Genomic DNA, 14,985 nt, shown 5'->3' with positions numbered 1-14,985 from the left:
ATTTGCACAAACGATTGTGTTGAGGATAACTATTTGTTCTTCCACCGGCGCTTTACTGCCATCAGAAGCCCGGCCGTATCTGTTGTATCAAAAATATTCCCCGTATTTTACTGACCCAAACCCATTAAAAAGGTCTTAGCCGGGTTACGAAGGCTATATCTTTCTATTCACCAGTATGCACTTTCAAGTTAGCGCCTGCCTCATACAGCCTATTCCCTGGCGTTTGTTTGCTCCCCACAGAAGCATATTGGGTATTTCGGGTTAACCTTATCTTTACACAAAGCATTGTGTAGCGCTTTTCGCATGTCTCCTCGTAAGAAGTCAGAAACTCCGCCTATTGTCAATACACCCGTTTCCATGGCCGATCTGGCCCGGGAACTGGGCGTGTCCATGACCACCATTTCCCGTGCTCTGAGCGACCATTACAGCATCGGGCCGGAAATGAAGTCGAAAGTGCTGAAGCTGGCCAAAAAGTACAATTACCAGCCCAACCGGCTCGCTTCGGCATTGCGCAAGGGCAAAAGCAAGCTGCTGGGCATTATTGTGCCCTACATTGAAGGGCGGTTTTTCCCCTCGGTGGTGCATGGCATTGAAACGGCCGCCCGCAAAGCCGGGTACAACGTCATTATCTGCCAGTCGCACGAGGATGTGGCCCAGGAGCGGCAGAATGTGGAGGCCCTGCTCAGTGCGCAGGTTGCCGGTATCATGGTGTCGTTGGCGCGCACGACTACCCAGTTTACGCACCTGGAGAAGGTGCAGAACCGGGGGCTGCCGCTGGTATTCTTCGACCGGAGCATGGAGGGCGAGGATGTGCACGCGGTGGTACTCGATGACCAGGAAGGGGCGCTACTTTCCACCCGTCACTTGCTGGCCCAGGGCTGCCGCCGCATTGCCCATCTGGCGGGCCCCCAACACCTGAGCATTTACAAAAACCGGTGCCGGGGCTACGTGGAGGCCCTCCGGGAAGCGGGCTTGCCCGTGGAGGAAGAGCTGATTACTTACACTGACATGACGCAGCCGGAGGGCGCGGCGGCCATGAATGCCTGGCTGACCTCACCCAACCCGCCCGACGCGGTATTCTCGGCGGGCGACTACTGCGCCCTGGGGGCTATGCAGGAAGCGGAGCGCCTGGGATTCAGAGTGCCCGATGATGTGGCTATTTCCGGGTTCAGTAATGAGGCTTTCACTACCATCACCAAGCCGACCATTACCACCGTTGATCAGCGCTGCGAAGAAATGGGCCAGGCTACGGTGCGCCTGCTGCTGGAGCTGATTGAGGCCGAGGGCAGCACCTTTGCGGCCCGGCAGATTGTGCTGCGGCCCGAGCTGCTGGTGCGGGAGTCTTCCCTGGGGCAAGTAGCGGAGCCGGTTACTACTCGCACTAAAAAGAGATAAGACACTCGCTTGGGCGGGAAGTTCTGTTAAACAGGTTTTCCCAGAAAGAGCGTATCTATTTTGCACACCTGAGAAAGGGCCCGGCAACAATCTGCCGGGCCCTTTCTCAGCTGGGAACCACCGTGCTTATTTCACAACGGTGGCCTCCAGCTCTACGGTTAAGGTAGCAAATAGGCCCTGCACCTCCAGTAGGGTGGTGGCTTGCCTGATACCGTGCTTGGCCAGCCAGGGTGCGTAGATATCCATGCAGGTAGCAAAAAAATCGGCCACGGATGTGGTGTACACGTTCAGCCGCACAATTCCCTGGCACTCATATCCGGCTTCGCTGATGAGCTGCTCCAGATTTTGAATGGTTTGTTGCAGCTGGCTGCGCATATCGGCCGTGCTGGGCTGCCCCGCCGCATCCAGCGCTACTTGTCCGGAGCAGTAGAGGGTGCCGGCGGGCTGCTTGATTTCAACGGCTTGTACTGAATTGGTGTACTGGCCCCATTGCCAGGGGTCTACGGTGCGCTTTTCCATGTTGTGGGCGTTATAGTATCAAATGTCCCTCACTTGATGCTACAAAGGTTCACCCCCCCACTGACAGCCCTATGTCAGCATGTTTCAGGCCCGTAAAATTTATTCAGGTAGGCAAAAAAAGTCGTGAGCCCGCTGGGCCAGCGCGCGTAGTGGGGCGACCAATGCTGCCGGCTCCACAATGGTCAGGGCCCCGGCAAAGGGTAGCAGCCAGGTAGCCAGATAAGGCAGCTCCCCGATATAGAGGGTTATTTCAAGCTGCCCGTCCGGCAGGCGCTGCTCATGGGCCCAGCCGTACTGGTACTTGGTATCGTGCAGGTGTTGAACCAGGGCGGGCAGCAGATTAAGCGGCTGAAAGCGCAGCACCACCCGTTCGCGCGGCCGCCGACTGGCCTCCGCAGCCCAGTGCTGCTGCAACACGTTGGGGCGCACCACGAAGGCCTCGGGGCGCAGCTCCAGATCCTGTATGCGGTCTAGGCGGAAGTTGCGAATAGTCTGACGCAGCCGACAATACGCCACCACGTGCCACTGCCGGCTCAGGTACAGGCTGATGGGCTCAATGTCGCGGGCAGTGGCAGCTTGATTTTCGGCGGCCTGGTAGCGCAGGCGCACCACCCGGTGCATGGCAATGGCCGCTACCAGCTGCTGATAAGCCGGGAGCCGGCCCGGCTGGTCACGGGGGCCGAGTACCTGAATATGCGGAGCCAGCGAATCAAGGTGGTCACGGTCGGGGCGGCGCAGCACCGCCCGCACCTTGTCCATGGCCGCGCTGCTGAGCTGAGCCGTAGGCGCGTCGGTGAGGCGGGCGGCCAGCTTTTCGGCCGTGAGCAGCGCCGTGGCTTCTTCCCGGGTAAACATAACAGGCGGCAGCCGGTACCCCTCGGCCAAGGAGTAACCAATACCCGGCTCCCCCAGCAGCGGAACCCCAGCTTCTTCCAGCGTGCGCAGGTCGCGGTAAATGGTGCGCAAACTCACGCCGAATTGCTCGGCCAGGGCAGCCCCGCTTACTTTGCGCTTGGCCTGCAACTGAACAAGAATAGCGGTAACACGGTCAAACCGATTCATTGCCGGGGTAGAGTGGGGTAGGCGTAAGTTCTCAAAGCAGTGTACCGGCTCGCAAACCAATCAGGCAGCAGCTACCAGCCCATTTCCCTGCTACACTCAGAAGCTACCGTGGCGCTATTCGGGAAAGGGGTAGCAGAAACGGTATCAGATGCGCGGGAGGGCAACCAGAAAAGTGGAGCCCAGCTCCGGCTGACTATGCACGGTGATGCTGCCACCGGCATTTTCAACAATGCGCTTGATCATAAACAAGCCCACCCCCGAACCCTCAACGTGGTTGTGCAACCGATGAAACAGGGTAAAGAGCTTGGCCTGCTGCTGCTCATTGAGTCCCAGGCCATTGTCCTCAACTTCCAGAAAAATCTGGGTGTCGGAGCAGTAGGCGCGTAGCTGCACCACTGGTTGCTTCTGGGGGTGATGGTACTTGAGGGCATTGCTGAGCAGGTTGTACAGAATGCTGCGCAGGTCTTTGGCGGAGAAGTATACCAAAGGGCACTCGGAGAGGCTGAGTACCAGCTGGGCGTTGGTGGCTTTCACTAGAGGAGCGAGGTCCAGCAGCACATCTTCCACCACCGTAGCCAGGAACACGGCCTCGGCCGGCTGAGTCTGGCTGTGCTGCAGCCGCGACACGTCGGTGAGGTGCCCCACCGTCTGCTGAAAGCGGGCTACCGCACTCTGCATCATATCCAGCAGGCGCGGTACCATAGGCTCCGGGTTCGGAGCCGGGAGGTATTCGCGCAGCGTTTCCAGCAGGCCCTCGATATTGGCAATGGGGGCTTTGAGGTCGTGGGAGGCCGTGTACACGAAGGTGTCCAAGTCGGCATTGGTGCGCGAGAGGCGAGTATTGGAGATATTGAGCTCCTTGTTGGTAGCCTGCAGCTCCTGGTTGAGGTGCTGCACCTGCTGGAGGGCCCATACCTTATCGGTTACATCCAGAATAAAGGCCAAAATGCCTTGGGTGCGCCCTTGGTCATCAAACAAGGGTTGGTAGATAAAATCAATGTAGCGCTGCTCGGGGTGCCCGGACGCGGTAGTGAAAAGCTGCATGGAGGCATCGGTGCCAATGAATGCCTCCCCGGTGGTGTATACTTGGTCCAGCAGAGCAGTAAAGCCCTGTTCTACTACCTCCGGAAACACTTCCGCCACTGTTTCGCCCAGGGAGGCGCGGCCGGTCGAGAGGTGGTGGTAAGGCTCATTGAAGAACGTATAGCGGTGCTCCGGGCCGCCCAGCGTGGCAATGGCGGCCGGTACGTGCCGCAGAATCTGGCGCAGCAGGTGCTGTTGCTCGGCCAGCTGCTGGGTGCGCTCCCGCACCCGGGTTTCCAGCTCCTGGTTGAGCTGCTCTACCCGCTGTCGGGCCTCTACCTGCTCAGTTACATCCACCACAAACACCAGGATGTCCGGCGTTTGGCCCGGCGTTTCCCGCAGCGGCTGGTACATGAAGTTCAGGTAGTGCGGCTGCAGAGCGCTGGTAACTGGGTTACGCAGCAGCACCCGTTTTTCCTGTCCCGCATACGGCTCCCCGCTGGCCCGTACCTGGTCCAGCAAGTGGGTCAGCCCTTGCTCCATAAGCTCCGGCAAAGCCTCCGCCACCGTCCGGCCAAGCAGGGTTGGCTGGCCCACCAGCCGGTGATACCCGGCGCTGGCGAAGGTGTAGCGGTGGTCGGGGCCACTGAGGGTGGCAATGGCAGCGGGCACCTGCTCTAATAGGTGGCTGAGCTGAGGCAGTTGCCCCGCCGGCCCAGGCAGGGGGTGGGGGCTGGCAAGCGCAGGCGGCGGTTGCCGGGCATACTCTGGCAATGTAGGCTCGGATTGGCTCCCAGGTGCTGCATCGGCCCAGCTCACTACTAGGTGCTCCCCAACCCGCCGGGCAACCAGAAGAGAAAAAGGCAGTGTGCCCGTGGGTAGCTGGATGGGTGCTAGTTCCCGGGCCTCGGGGCTCTGATAGGCTTCTTGCAGAAAGGCCAGAAGTTGGGCAGCTTGCTCCTCAGGAAAATGCTGCCGGAGTGTGCGGGTGGGTTGGGCCGGTAATTTGAGCAGACGCTGAGCTACCGGATTGAGGCGCTCGAAGGCAAAATCCACTACCTCACCCGTGGTATGCAACAGCGGGCGGCAAAGGATGCCACCAGTGAGGGAGAGGTCGAAAAAAGCCTCGAACAGAGCATCGGCGGCGGGGAGGGAAGGCATAGGAGGAGCTGGTAGCGGCAGCCAAGATAGCCACTTTGAACTGCTCAGCTGGTGCGGGGTGGCCAGAATATAGCAGAGGCCGGAACCGAAGGCGCACAACGGGTCGGCTTTACTCGGCAGTACCTGGGGGTGGGCTAGGTAGGAGGGGCTAAAACAGAACCATGACGGCCAGCGTCACGAGCCAGAGCAGGCCGCTTACAATGGCGGTATTCAGGCGGGTTTCGGGCTCGAAAGGAAGCAGCAGGCCCACCCCGGCCGTGAGCAGCAGGGCCACCGGGAAAAGCACCGTCAGGGAGTTATAAATGCTGCCCCGGTAGGGCACGAACGGCTCCCGCCCAGCCGCTACGCCCGGAGCCTTTATCAGCTGCACTACCCGCAGCAAGGGCGTCCGCCACACCGTTAGGTGGGTAGCCTCCTGAATGCGGTAGGCTTGGCTGGTGCGCAGCTTGAACCGCGTGTGCGGCGTCCGGATTTGGTAGGCCATCTGCGGGTTGGAAAGGTAGGAGCCTACGGATACCAGCCGTTTTTCCAGCACCGGCTCGCCCGGAAACTGCTGCATGGGCAGGGCCCAGTCCAGGCTCACAACCAAGCAAAAAACTACGGCCGCCCAGTTAACCCAGCGGGCTTTGTGGGCCATGTGCTCCATGCGGGCATACTCGGCCTCCCGGCGCTGCTGGGCCAGGGCACGGGCATCGGGGCGGGGGGCATACATCAGCAGGTTCCGAAGGAGGGTGTGGTGGCAGTACGTGAACCAGGCCGGGCAGGATGCCGCACCCAAGGGCCAGAAAAAGCACTGCCCGGACTGGCGGGCCGGGCAGTGAAAGTTAAAGAAAGACGCTGTCTACGCAAAATGTACCAGGGCCGCCAGCAACAGCGTAGAAACACGGTGCCAGGAAGTGTAGGTCCAGGTGACGGTGGGCGTAACTCCCAATTGGCTGATTTCGCGCTTGGCAGTGTTTACCCAGGCCAGCAGCACTTGGCGGGCTGGCAGCGCTTGGCTGGAATGTAGGGCGGCCGGCCACTCGTGTAGGGGCCAGGCTTGCAGAAAGTACTCGGCTTGGTCGGCAATGCGAGCCAAGCGGGCGGGGGCATATGGGTCAGTGGAGGGCAAGTGCCGAACTGTGCGGTACAAATCACGCAGGGCAGTTCGGGCCGGCGGAAAAGATGATTTTTCTCCAGCCGGCAGCTCAGGGTGTTGTTTCATCGGGCTCATGTACGGGTGCCATTTAGCCGACGGATTGCGTGAAAAAGCTTCAAAACGAAGAAAAAAACTAAAAAGTAAAATGGGAATTATTTGCCAAAACTGCGGGTTTAAGGCCCTTTTAGGCCGAAAGCTGCGGGGGCAGGGGTGTGCCATCCGGCAGCAGCTCTGCCCCGGTGCCGTGGTCGGGGGACAGTCGTTTCCAGGCAACTTGCTTGAGCTCCTCCAGGCGGCGTAGCGCCTCTTGCACGGTAGTATGGTCCCGCACTTTATCAAATACCCCCGATTTCTGGGCCACCTTCAGCAGCTGCTCCACCACGAAGGGCAGCACCCAACCCACCACGTTGCTGGCCAGCGCCCCACGCAAGCCCAGGCGTACCAGCAAGCGGGTAGCCATGCGCTCTAGCAGCAGGGCCCGCACCGCAGGCAGAGCTTTGCCGGCCAAAAACTCGCGGACCTGCTGCAGGTTTCCCTTCTCCACTTCAGCGCGTAGCACCTCCTGCACCGCCTCCAGGGCCGCGCGGGTAGCCCGCCGAAACAAGCGGCCGGTTTGCCAGGCCGCCAGGCCCGTTAGCTGGCCGGCAGCGCGCAAAAATTCAGGTAGACGCGGGAGGGATTTCATAACCTAGCGGGAGGCGCCTGAGCAAAGTGGTATCCTCGCGGGTGGCGCACTCGTAAGAAGTAGCCTATTTACGGGAATAGCTCAACCGTGTTACCGCCCCCTTTTAGTTTTTTTGATGCACGCCATTATCATTCGCCAGCCCGGTGGCCCTGAGGTGCTGGAGCTGCAAGAAGTAGCCCCACCCGAGCCGGCCGCCCACGAAATCCTGATTCGAGTGGCCGCCGCCGGTATCAACCGCCCCGATGTGCTGCTGCGCCAGGGCAAATACCAGGGCAGCGGCGACGTGGCCGGCCTGATTCCGGGCCTGGAGGTGGCCGGTACGGTGGTGCAGTGCGGCAGCAGTGTAAGCCGCTGGCAACCCGGAAACCAGGTGTGCGCGCTATTGGCTCAGGGCGGCTACGCTCAGTACGTGGCCGTGGATGCCCGCCACTGCCTGCCTGTGCCGCCCGGCCTAACCATGCCCGAGGCCGCCAGTCTACCCGAAACGGCCTTTACCGTGTGGCACAACGTGTTTCAGCGGGGGCAGCTACTGCCCGGTGAGCGGCTGCTGGTGCACGGCGGTAGCAGCGGCATTGGGGTGCTGGCCGTGCAGCTGGCCCGGGCCCTGGGTAGCCCCGTGGCCACCACCGTGGGCTCTGCCGAAAAGGCTGCCGCCCTGCAGGCTCTGGGAGCTGAGCCAGTTATCAACTACCGGGAAGCCGACTTTGAAGCCGTACTGCAAGCAAGCGGCGGGGTAGATGTGATACTGGATATGGTGGGCGGCGAGTACACGGCCAAAAACCTGCGCTTGCTTCGCCCCGATGGGCGGTTGGTATTTATCAATGCCATGCAGGGGGCCGCCGCCAGCTTCAATGCCCTGGACCTGATGAGCCGCCGCCTGACCATTACGGGCAGCACCCTCCGGCCCCGCTCCGCCGAGTTTAAAGCGGCCCTGGCCCAGGCAGTAGAGCAGCACGTATGGCCCCTGCTAGCCAGCGGAGCCGTGCGCCCGGTGCTGCACGCCACCCTGCCGCTGGCCCAGGCCCAGCAAGCGCATCAACTCCTGGAAAGCAGCGCCCACATTGGCAAGCTGGTGCTGGTGATGGATTAGCGGTGACCTACTGGGTCAGTGCTCAGCTTCGCCAGAGCCTTTTTTAGGCGCAAAAAGGCGGGTTTGCCAACGAAAGAAACTGAAATGAGTTATACAGGGCAGGCAGATGAGTAGGCGCAGCGGCCAAACTTTTCGGCCGACCCTGTTCTGCTTGCTTTCCCCAACACCTTCGCTTTATGAATACTGCTCTCCTTGTGGGCTCTACCGGCCTGGTAGGCAACTACCTCCTGGGCCAGTTGCTGCTCGACGACCGGTTTACGCACTTGAAAGTGTTTACCCGTCGCCCCACCGGCTACCAGAATGCCAAGCTGGAAGAACACGTAGTCGACTTCGACCACCCCCGCGACTGGGGCCATCTGCTCCGGGGCGACGTGCTGTTTTCATCCCTGGGTACTACCCTGCGGCAGGCAGGCAGCCAGCGCGCCCAGCACCGCGTTGATTATACCTACCAACTAGACGCCGCCAAAGCCGCCGCCGAAAACGGTGTACACACCTACGTGCTGGTTTCCTCTGCCAACGCCGACCCCGACGCCCTGGTGTTTTACAGCCGCATGAAGGGCGAGCTGGAGCGCGACGCTAAGCGGCTGCCTTTCCAGCGTATCCGGATTCTGCAGCCCGGTATCTTGGCTGGCAGCCGGCAGGAGCCCCGCCTGGGTGAGAAGCTGGGGGTATTGCTGGCTACGGCTGCCGGCGCCCTGCCCATGCTCCACCACTACCGCCCCATTCACGGCCGTACGGTGGCCCAAGCCATGATTAATGCCGCCCTCGATGAAACGCCCGGCGTACAAACAGATACCCTGGAAGGCGTATTCACCCGCGCCGGAAAGTAGGTTTCAGCTACCCGTCACCATACAAAAAGCCGGCTGTAGCAGCCGGCTTTTTGTATGGTGATAATACTCAAAAAGAGCCTCAGGCTTTCTTCCACTTAATGGTGCAGCCAATGGCTTTGGTAGAGCTGACCGCAGCAGGCTTACCGACCATAATATCGGCCATGGCATTTTCCAGGTACTTGGTTTTTACCAGCTTGGCGTCCTCTGAGTTGTCATCAATGGCCCCGATGTAGCTCACCACGAAGCTGTTGCCCTGGCGCGTAAGCACGTAGAGGTGGGGCGTACGGGTAGCGCCAAACTGGCGGGCCACCTGCTGGGTTTCGTCGTGCAGGTAGGGGAAGGCGTATTTCTTCTCCTTAGCCCGCTTCTGCATCTCGGCAAAGGAGTCGCCGGGCACGGTGGCCGCGTCGTTGGGGTTGATGGCTACTACCGGGTAGCCCTGGGAGGCGTACTTGGTGTTCAGATCAATAACGCGCTGCTCGTAGTCCTGGGCAAAGGGGCAGGTGTTGCAGGTAAATACCACGATGTAACCCTTGGCGGCCTTGTTATCAGCCAGGGACATCAGCTTACCGTCCACATTTTTGAGCTTGAAGTCGGCGGCTTTGTCGCCCACTTGGTAGCCAGCCTCGGCCGTGGGCCGCAGGAATACGAAGCTGCTGAGGGCCAGCACCAGGCAGGCGGCCAGCAAGGGAAGGAGCTTTTTCATGGGATTGAAGAGGGGTAGGGGTTTGAAATGGCCGTCATCCTGAGCGGAGCGAAGGATCTTATCATAGTGGAATGCATTGTTCAACATTAACTCCGATTTGATAAGGTCCTTCGCTTCGCTCAGGATGACACGCGAGTGGCTTACTGCATGAACGCCTGCAGCTGTTTTTGCAGCTCTTCGGGCGTGAATTCCTGCTCGAAGGTCTGGCGCTTGTGGCGGGCATTATTGAGCAGCAGCGTGAAGGGCAAAGAGCCGGTCCACTTGGGGTCAATCTTGGCCAGATACAGGTTGGGGTCGGTTTCGTTGAGCAGCACTACTTCCGACTTCAGCGCGTTTTTCGTCACGAAGGGCTTGACCTTTTTATCCAGCTGGGAGGCGTAGTCCATGCTCACCAGCAGCACCTTCACCTTCTGGTTTTTATAGGTGGTCGTGAGCTTATCGAAGTGGGGCAGCTCCTTCACGCAGGGGCCGCACCAGGTAGCCCAGAAATTCACTACGTAGGTGGTATCGGAGGGGCGGGAGAGGCGCTTCTGCAGCTCGGGTAGCTTAATTACTTGTACCTGTTGGGCTTGGGCGGCGCCGGTGAGCAGCAGCCCGGTCAGCAGGGCAATGAGTTTCAATCGGTTCATGGGTAAACGGGGGAGGTAGTTGCAGCATAGACAGTGAAAGCCGCCCGGAAGTTGCGAAGTACGCGTATCGTTCTGTTCAACCGCGGAGCACAAACCTTCCGTACCTTTGTACTTCCTTGAGAAAAAACGCTTCCCAACCGGGTTTATGAATAAGACGTATTGCCCCAGCCTCACCGAATACAAGCGCCGCCTCAGCCGGGAAGTCACCATCGGCGACCTGCCCATGGGCGGGCTCAACCCCATCCGGGTGCAGAGCATGACCACCGTGGACACCATGGACACCATGGGCTCGGTGGAGCAGACGCTGCGCATGGTGGAGGCCGGCTGCGAGTACGTGCGCATCACGGCCCCCAGCGTGAAGGAGGCCCAAAACCTGCTCGAAATCAAGAAGGAGTTGCGCAAGCGCGGCTGCACCGTGCCGCTCATTGCCGACATCCACTTCACGCCCAACGCCGCCGAGCTGGCCGCCCGCATTGTGGAGAAAGTGCGCGTGAACCCCGGCAACTACGCCGACAAAAAGAAGTTCGACGTTATTGAGTACACCGACAGCAGCTACGCCGCTGAGGTAGACCGTATTCGGGAGCGGTTCCGGCCGCTGGTGCAAATCTGCAAGCAGTACGGCACCGCCATGCGCATCGGCACCAACCACGGTTCTCTGTCCGACCGAATTCTGAGCCGCTACGGCGACACGCCGCTGGGTATGGTAGAGTCGGCGCTGGAGTTCCTACGCCTCTGCGAGGAGGAAAACTATTACAACGTGGTGCTGAGCATGAAGGCCAGCAACACCCAGGTAATGGTGCAGGCCTACCGCCTGCTGGTGCAGAAGCTTGACGCCGAAGGCCTGCAGCCCTACCCCCTGCACCTGGGCGTGACGGAAGCCGGCGAAGCCGAGGACGGCCGCATCAAGTCGGCCGTGGGCATCGGCACGCTGCTGGAAGACGGCCTCGGCGACACCGTGCGCGTGAGCCTCACTGAAGCCCCCGAAGCCGAAGCCCCCGTGGCTAAGGCGCTGATTGACCGGTATACTAATCGGGCCCAGGAGGCCAAGCCAATTCCTTCAGTTGCCAGTTATCAGTTGTCAGTTGTCAGTGAAGAGGATGCTCCGAACGAACTAATAACTAGCAACCAACAACTAGCAACTACCCCTTCAGTTGTCAGTAGAGAAGACAGTCAGCAGAACGAACTAACAACTGGCAACCAACAACTAACAACTAATATCCCCATCGACCCCTTCCAGTACCACCGCCGCGTAACGCGGGAGGTGCTGAACCTGGGTGGGCAGAACGTACCCCGGGTACTGGTGGATCTGTCGCGCCTGTCGTCGGTGGAATATGCCGATTTGCGCGCCGTGGGCCATTTGTATTCGGCCTTCCTGGACAAGTTTCAGATGAACGACCTGGGCGCCGACTACATCTACAGCAGTCAGCGCCCGGTGCCGTTCATGCTGCCTAACGGCCTCAAGGAGGTGCTGGACTACACCGCCTGGCTCGACGCCGGTCAGCGCCCCGACCATTACCCCGTACTCACCCAGGCCGAGTACGCCACCGCCGGCCCCCGTCACCCGGAGCTGAACTTCGTATTCCAGGACCTGGCTTCGCTCACGCCGCCTATGCTGGCTCAGCTGCGCGAGGACACCACGGCCGTTATCATCCTCTATACCGATAACGCCCACGCCATGCCCGAAATCCGCCGGGCGTTTTTCGAGCTGCTGAACAACGGTGTGCCCAACCCGGTCATCATCAACCGCCAGTACCCCGAGCTCACGCCCGAGCAAACCCAGCTCTACGCCGCCACCGACGTGGGCGGCTTGCTCCTCGACGGCCTCGGCGACGGGGTGGTGCTGAGCACTGAGCTGCTGCCCGAGCGCCCGAAAGAGGAGTGGCTGACTACGTTGGATCAGCTCAACCAGCTCAGCTTCGGTATTCTGCAGGCGGCCCGCACGCGCATGAGCAAAACCGAGTACATCAGCTGCCCCAGCTGCGGCCGTACCCTGTTCGACTTGCAAGAAACCACTGCCATGATTCGTAAGCGTACCGACCACCTGAAAGGCGTAAAAATCGGCATCATGGGCTGCATCGTGAACGGCCCCGGCGAAATGGCCGACGCTGACTACGGCTACGTGGGCGTGGGCAAAGGCAAAATTGCCCTCTACCGCGGCCAGGAAGTCATCAAGAAATCCGTGCCCGAAGAACGCGCCGTGAACGAACTCATCGAACTCATGCGCGAAGACGGCCGCTGGATTGAGCCCGTGCTATTGGAAGAGCCGGTAGCGGGGTAGCATGAGGAAGTAATCTGATGAAAACGGGATTGGGCTGCAGGGTTCAATCCCGCTTTTTGCTAACTAAGCATATCTATGCTGGATTTCTACTTGGTTTCCGACAGCCAGAATCTTTCGAGCAAAGGCCTAACGCTTGAGCGTATTGGGGGTATCGAATACGAGGTGTTTGTTGAATTACAAGTAGCTGGAATTATAGAACCATGGCTTGATTACTACGGTAAATTCCGCTGGGGTAACGAGTTGGTTATCCGCAAGCAACAGCAGCTGCATCGGTTGCCAGCGGCGGCCGTGAGCCCAGGCACGCGGGCTGCGTTTGCGGCACTTCTTCAATTTGCAGTGCAAGCTCATTGCGGCTTGCTGGCAGAAGGTGATTGAATTACAAACCACGTGTATAACCACAACTGCGCCGGATGAATAGCCTTACTACTTCCGAATGGCCTGGGTCTATGCATGATGCTGTTGTGGATAGGTTCACGTTCGATGCCTCGCGTTGCCGTTTAGAAATAATTATCTGGCGTAAATCCGAGAGTGTAAATACGTCGTGGGGGAAACTTACAGTTTCTGGAATTGCACACAGTAGTGTGCAGGAACTGCAAGAAATACAGGCCACAATAGATACTGTACTTCGGAAGGAGAAGCGCAAAAGCTTGAGCTTTCGAGTAGATGAGTTTCAGTGTAGAAAGCGGCCAGTTGTATGTGGTACCTCTGGATTCACCGTCAATCTGTCCATCGACCATCTGGCTCCCATGACGATAGATTGTCTGAAATATACTTTCCTGCCAGTACAATGACGTGTCAAATTCAACTGTTCGCTGGCTCAACTCTTCTCGGAACTATCGAGGCAAAAGTGGTAGATGTTTCAATGGGAGTAATAGGTGGTACTTTGAAGCCAACGGCCGCCTATTATGCCAGCTTTCAATCCTTTTTTCGGGCGCACTTGGAGGCACTCGACTGGAAAGGATTAGCGGCCTTAGAGCTGAAAGCTGTTTCGCCAATGACCGGTGAAATTGTTGCCCAGGGAGGAGTAGATATTACCGATGTAGAAGGTTTTGATGAGGTTGATGCTAATGTTTGCGGAATTGGGTTTCAGCAAATGAACCAGCTATTTCCTGACAGCTAAAAACATCCATGCCGCTCACGCATCCATAGCTGCTATTTAATTGCCATGACAGATATCCAAAAACTACAGGCCGCGCTGGAAGCGGCAGGAATCAACGCCCAGAAACACTGGGAACCGTTGCGCCCCGAAAATGCTGAGCTAATGAAGCAGTGGGGTGTTTCGGCGGAGGTACAGCAGCTGTTGGCGGAGTTTTCTTTCGATATTGATGTGGCAATCGGGGAGGTGCAGCTTGACCAAGTGAATACCCTGAAGAAGAAACTGGACTGGGCAGACGATTTTCAGCGGGCTCTGTATGCCGGGCTGCTACTGCTGGGCAGCGGCTCTACCGGCGACCCGGTGGCGCTGGATATCCGGGACTCGCAGGTAGGCTACCTGTTTCACGACTACTTCTGGGAGGAGGAAGCCGAAGACCCGCGCAAGTTCTTTATCAAGCTCAATTGCTCGCTGGAACAGTTTTTCTGGAATACCCAATTCGTGCAGGACTACCCACTGGATGCCTATGATGCCGCCGCCTACATGGGCGCGAACTTTACCGGCTATCAGAATCCCGACGAGGCCTAAAACATCCGCGCCGCTCATCCGTCCTCCCCAGCATGAAACTACGCGTGATACTCACCGGCACGACCGGTATGGTGGGGGAAGGGGTGCTGCTGGAATGCCTGCGCAACCCCGAGGTGGAGCAGGTGCTCAGCATCAGCCGCCGGCCCAGCGGGCACCAGCACCCCAAGCTGCAGGAGCTGCTGCACGAGGATTTTCAGAACCTCGCGCCCATTCAGGGCCAGCTCCGGGGCTATAACGCCTGCTTTTTCTGCCTGGGCGTGTCGTCGGTGGGGATGCAGGAGCCGGAGTACCGCCGCCTCACCCACGACCTGACCTTGCACTTCGCCCAAACCCTGCTGGCCCACAACGGGCCCGACCTTACGTTCTGCTACGTGTCGGGGGCGGGTACGGATGGCACACTGCAAAGCCGGCAGATGTGGGCGCGGGTGAAGGGGCAAACCGAAAACGACCTGCTGGGGCTGGGTTTCCGGCAGGCATATATGTTCCGGCCGGGCTTCCTGCGCGCTACTCCCGGCCAGCGGCACGTGCTGTCGTACTACAAGTATTTCGGGTGGCTGTACCCGGTGCTGCGGGGCGTGGCACCCAAGTTTGCTTCTACCTTAACGGAGCTGGGTCAGGCCATGCTGCACGTAGCTCAGCACAGCTACCCGAAGCCGGTGCTGGAAGTACCGGACATTGTGGCGGCGGCAAAGAGGTAGAGACGCAATATTTTGCGTCTCGTCGTTGCTGATATTGTGATATTGGGCGCGGTTCTAGCCGTTCAATGACGCGACGCGAAGTGTCGCGTC

General features: G+C 59.3%; 16 protein-coding genes. 8 read left to right on the top strand and 8 right to left on the bottom strand.

Annotated elements, in window-relative coordinates:
- The first annotated feature begins 357 nt into the window (after positions 1-357).
- Positions 358-1,395 (top strand): LacI family DNA-binding transcriptional regulator, encoded by a 1,038-nt coding sequence (locus ROI90_RS00210; RefSeq protein WP_315996324.1) that lies wholly within the window; start codon positions 358-360, stop codon positions 1,393-1,395.
- Between the two features lie 126 nt (positions 1,396-1,521).
- On the opposite strand, the gene ROI90_RS00205 is transcribed toward ROI90_RS00210, so the two are convergent.
- The 6 genes from ROI90_RS00205 to ROI90_RS00180 all read right to left on the bottom strand — a co-directional run bounded on the left by ROI90_RS00205 (position 1,522) and on the right by ROI90_RS00180 (position 6,983).
- The gene (locus tag ROI90_RS00205) at positions 1,522-1,914 is read right to left on the bottom strand and encodes a RidA family protein (RefSeq protein ID WP_315996323.1); all 393 of its coding nucleotides are present in this window, start codon (positions 1,912-1,914) and stop codon (positions 1,522-1,524) included.
- Between the two features lie 99 nt (positions 1,915-2,013).
- Entirely contained in the window at positions 2,014-2,976 is a 963-nt protein-coding gene (locus ROI90_RS00200; protein WP_315996322.1) for a helix-turn-helix transcriptional regulator, read from the bottom strand.
- A 144-nt stretch (positions 2,977-3,120) separates the two neighbouring features.
- Complete coding sequence (locus ROI90_RS00195; RefSeq protein WP_315996321.1) at positions 3,121-5,160, bottom strand: sensor histidine kinase; 2,040 nt, start codon at positions 5,158-5,160, stop codon at positions 3,121-3,123.
- 148 nt (positions 5,161-5,308) lie between these two features.
- On the bottom strand, positions 5,309-5,872 hold the full coding sequence (locus tag ROI90_RS00190; RefSeq protein ID WP_315996320.1) for a hypothetical protein: 564 nt from the start codon (positions 5,870-5,872) through the stop codon (positions 5,309-5,311).
- Between the two features lie 129 nt (positions 5,873-6,001).
- On the bottom strand, positions 6,002-6,364 hold the full coding sequence (locus tag ROI90_RS00185; RefSeq protein ID WP_315996319.1) for a hypothetical protein: 363 nt from the start codon (positions 6,362-6,364) through the stop codon (positions 6,002-6,004).
- Positions 6,365-6,482: 118 nt separating this feature from the next.
- The gene (locus ROI90_RS00180) at positions 6,483-6,983 is read right to left on the bottom strand and encodes a hypothetical protein (protein WP_315996318.1); all 501 of its coding nucleotides are present in this window, start codon (positions 6,981-6,983) and stop codon (positions 6,483-6,485) included.
- A 115-nt stretch (positions 6,984-7,098) separates the two neighbouring features.
- On the opposite strand from ROI90_RS00180, the gene ROI90_RS00175 reads away from it, so the two are divergent.
- Both ROI90_RS00175 and ROI90_RS00170 read left to right on the top strand, forming a co-directional pair.
- Entirely contained in the window at positions 7,099-8,073 is a 975-nt protein-coding gene (locus tag ROI90_RS00175) for an NAD(P)H-quinone oxidoreductase (protein ID WP_315996317.1), read from the top strand.
- Between the two features lie 176 nt (positions 8,074-8,249).
- Positions 8,250-8,903, top strand: a complete 654-nt coding sequence (locus ROI90_RS00170; RefSeq protein ID WP_315996316.1) for a Rossmann-fold NAD(P)-binding domain-containing protein — start codon at positions 8,250-8,252, stop codon at positions 8,901-8,903.
- A 79-nt stretch (positions 8,904-8,982) separates the two neighbouring features.
- Here the strand turns inward: ROI90_RS00170 and ROI90_RS00165 are convergent, their stop codons facing one another.
- Positions 8,983-9,609, bottom strand: coding sequence for a thioredoxin family protein (locus tag ROI90_RS00165; protein WP_315996315.1), 627 nt, complete (start codon positions 9,607-9,609; stop codon positions 8,983-8,985).
- Positions 9,610-9,749: 140 nt separating this feature from the next.
- Positions 9,750-10,238 carry a TlpA disulfide reductase family protein gene (locus ROI90_RS00160; protein WP_315996314.1) on the bottom strand — a complete coding sequence of 163 codons (489 nt, stop codon included), beginning with the start codon at positions 10,236-10,238 and terminating at the stop codon, positions 9,750-9,752.
- Positions 10,239-10,383: 145 nt separating this feature from the next.
- Here ROI90_RS00160 and ispG point away from each other — a divergent pair, with 145 nt between their 5' ends.
- The 5 genes from ispG to ROI90_RS00135 all read left to right on the top strand — a co-directional run bounded on the left by ispG (position 10,384) and on the right by ROI90_RS00135 (position 14,895).
- On the top strand, positions 10,384-12,516 hold the full coding sequence (gene ispG, locus ROI90_RS00155; protein ID WP_315996313.1) for a (E)-4-hydroxy-3-methylbut-2-enyl-diphosphate synthase: 2,133 nt from the start codon (positions 10,384-10,386) through the stop codon (positions 12,514-12,516).
- A gap of 75 nt (positions 12,517-12,591) precedes the next feature.
- Positions 12,592-12,891, top strand: a complete 300-nt coding sequence (locus ROI90_RS00150) for a hypothetical protein (protein ID WP_315996312.1) — start codon at positions 12,592-12,594, stop codon at positions 12,889-12,891.
- 412 nt (positions 12,892-13,303) lie between these two features.
- On the top strand, positions 13,304-13,636 hold the full coding sequence (locus ROI90_RS00145) for a hypothetical protein (protein ID WP_315996311.1): 333 nt from the start codon (positions 13,304-13,306) through the stop codon (positions 13,634-13,636).
- 45 nt (positions 13,637-13,681) lie between these two features.
- On the top strand, positions 13,682-14,197 hold the full coding sequence (locus ROI90_RS00140; RefSeq protein ID WP_315996310.1) for a hypothetical protein: 516 nt from the start codon (positions 13,682-13,684) through the stop codon (positions 14,195-14,197).
- A gap of 32 nt (positions 14,198-14,229) precedes the next feature.
- The gene (locus ROI90_RS00135; protein WP_315996309.1) at positions 14,230-14,895 is read left to right on the top strand and encodes a Rossmann-fold NAD(P)-binding domain-containing protein; all 666 of its coding nucleotides are present in this window, start codon (positions 14,230-14,232) and stop codon (positions 14,893-14,895) included.
- Positions 14,896-14,985: the final 90 nt, after the last annotated feature.

Origin of the sequence: Hymenobacter endophyticus (assembly GCF_032464715.1) — a bacterium.
Classification (GTDB): Bacteria; Bacteroidota; Bacteroidia; order Cytophagales; family Hymenobacteraceae; genus Hymenobacter; species Hymenobacter endophyticus.
This window is presented reverse-complemented; position numbering and strand designations above follow the sequence as displayed.

Bases quoted from the DNA above. Each gene is read 5' to 3' on its own strand.
- ROI90_RS00210 (WP_315996324.1), top strand. From the start codon at position 358: ATGGCCGATCTGGCCCGGGAACTGGGCGTGTCCATGACCACCATTTCC.
- ROI90_RS00205 (WP_315996323.1), bottom strand. From the start codon at position 1,914: ATGGAAAAGCGCACCGTAGACCCCTGGCAATGGGGCCAGTACACCAAT.
- ROI90_RS00200 (WP_315996322.1), bottom strand. From the start codon at position 2,976: ATGAATCGGTTTGACCGTGTTACCGCTATTCTTGTTCAGTTGCAGGCC.
- ROI90_RS00195 (WP_315996321.1), bottom strand. From the start codon at position 5,160: ATGCCTTCCCTCCCCGCCGCCGATGCTCTGTTCGAGGCTTTTTTCGAC.
- ROI90_RS00190 (WP_315996320.1), bottom strand. From the start codon at position 5,872: ATGTATGCCCCCCGCCCCGATGCCCGTGCCCTGGCCCAGCAGCGCCGG.
- ROI90_RS00185 (WP_315996319.1), bottom strand. From the start codon at position 6,364: ATGAAACAACACCCTGAGCTGCCGGCTGGAGAAAAATCATCTTTTCCG.
- ROI90_RS00180 (WP_315996318.1), bottom strand. From the start codon at position 6,983: ATGAAATCCCTCCCGCGTCTACCTGAATTTTTGCGCGCTGCCGGCCAG.
- ROI90_RS00175 (WP_315996317.1), top strand. From the start codon at position 7,099: ATGCACGCCATTATCATTCGCCAGCCCGGTGGCCCTGAGGTGCTGGAG.
- ROI90_RS00170 (WP_315996316.1), top strand. From the start codon at position 8,250: ATGAATACTGCTCTCCTTGTGGGCTCTACCGGCCTGGTAGGCAACTAC.
- ROI90_RS00165 (WP_315996315.1), bottom strand. From the start codon at position 9,609: ATGAAAAAGCTCCTTCCCTTGCTGGCCGCCTGCCTGGTGCTGGCCCTC.
- ROI90_RS00160 (WP_315996314.1), bottom strand. From the start codon at position 10,238: ATGAACCGATTGAAACTCATTGCCCTGCTGACCGGGCTGCTGCTCACC.
- ispG (WP_315996313.1), top strand. From the start codon at position 10,384: ATGAATAAGACGTATTGCCCCAGCCTCACCGAATACAAGCGCCGCCTC.
- ROI90_RS00150 (WP_315996312.1), top strand. From the start codon at position 12,592: ATGCTGGATTTCTACTTGGTTTCCGACAGCCAGAATCTTTCGAGCAAA.
- ROI90_RS00145 (WP_315996311.1), top strand. From the start codon at position 13,304: ATGACGTGTCAAATTCAACTGTTCGCTGGCTCAACTCTTCTCGGAACT.
- ROI90_RS00140 (WP_315996310.1), top strand. From the start codon at position 13,682: ATGACAGATATCCAAAAACTACAGGCCGCGCTGGAAGCGGCAGGAATC.
- ROI90_RS00135 (WP_315996309.1), top strand. From the start codon at position 14,230: ATGAAACTACGCGTGATACTCACCGGCACGACCGGTATGGTGGGGGAA.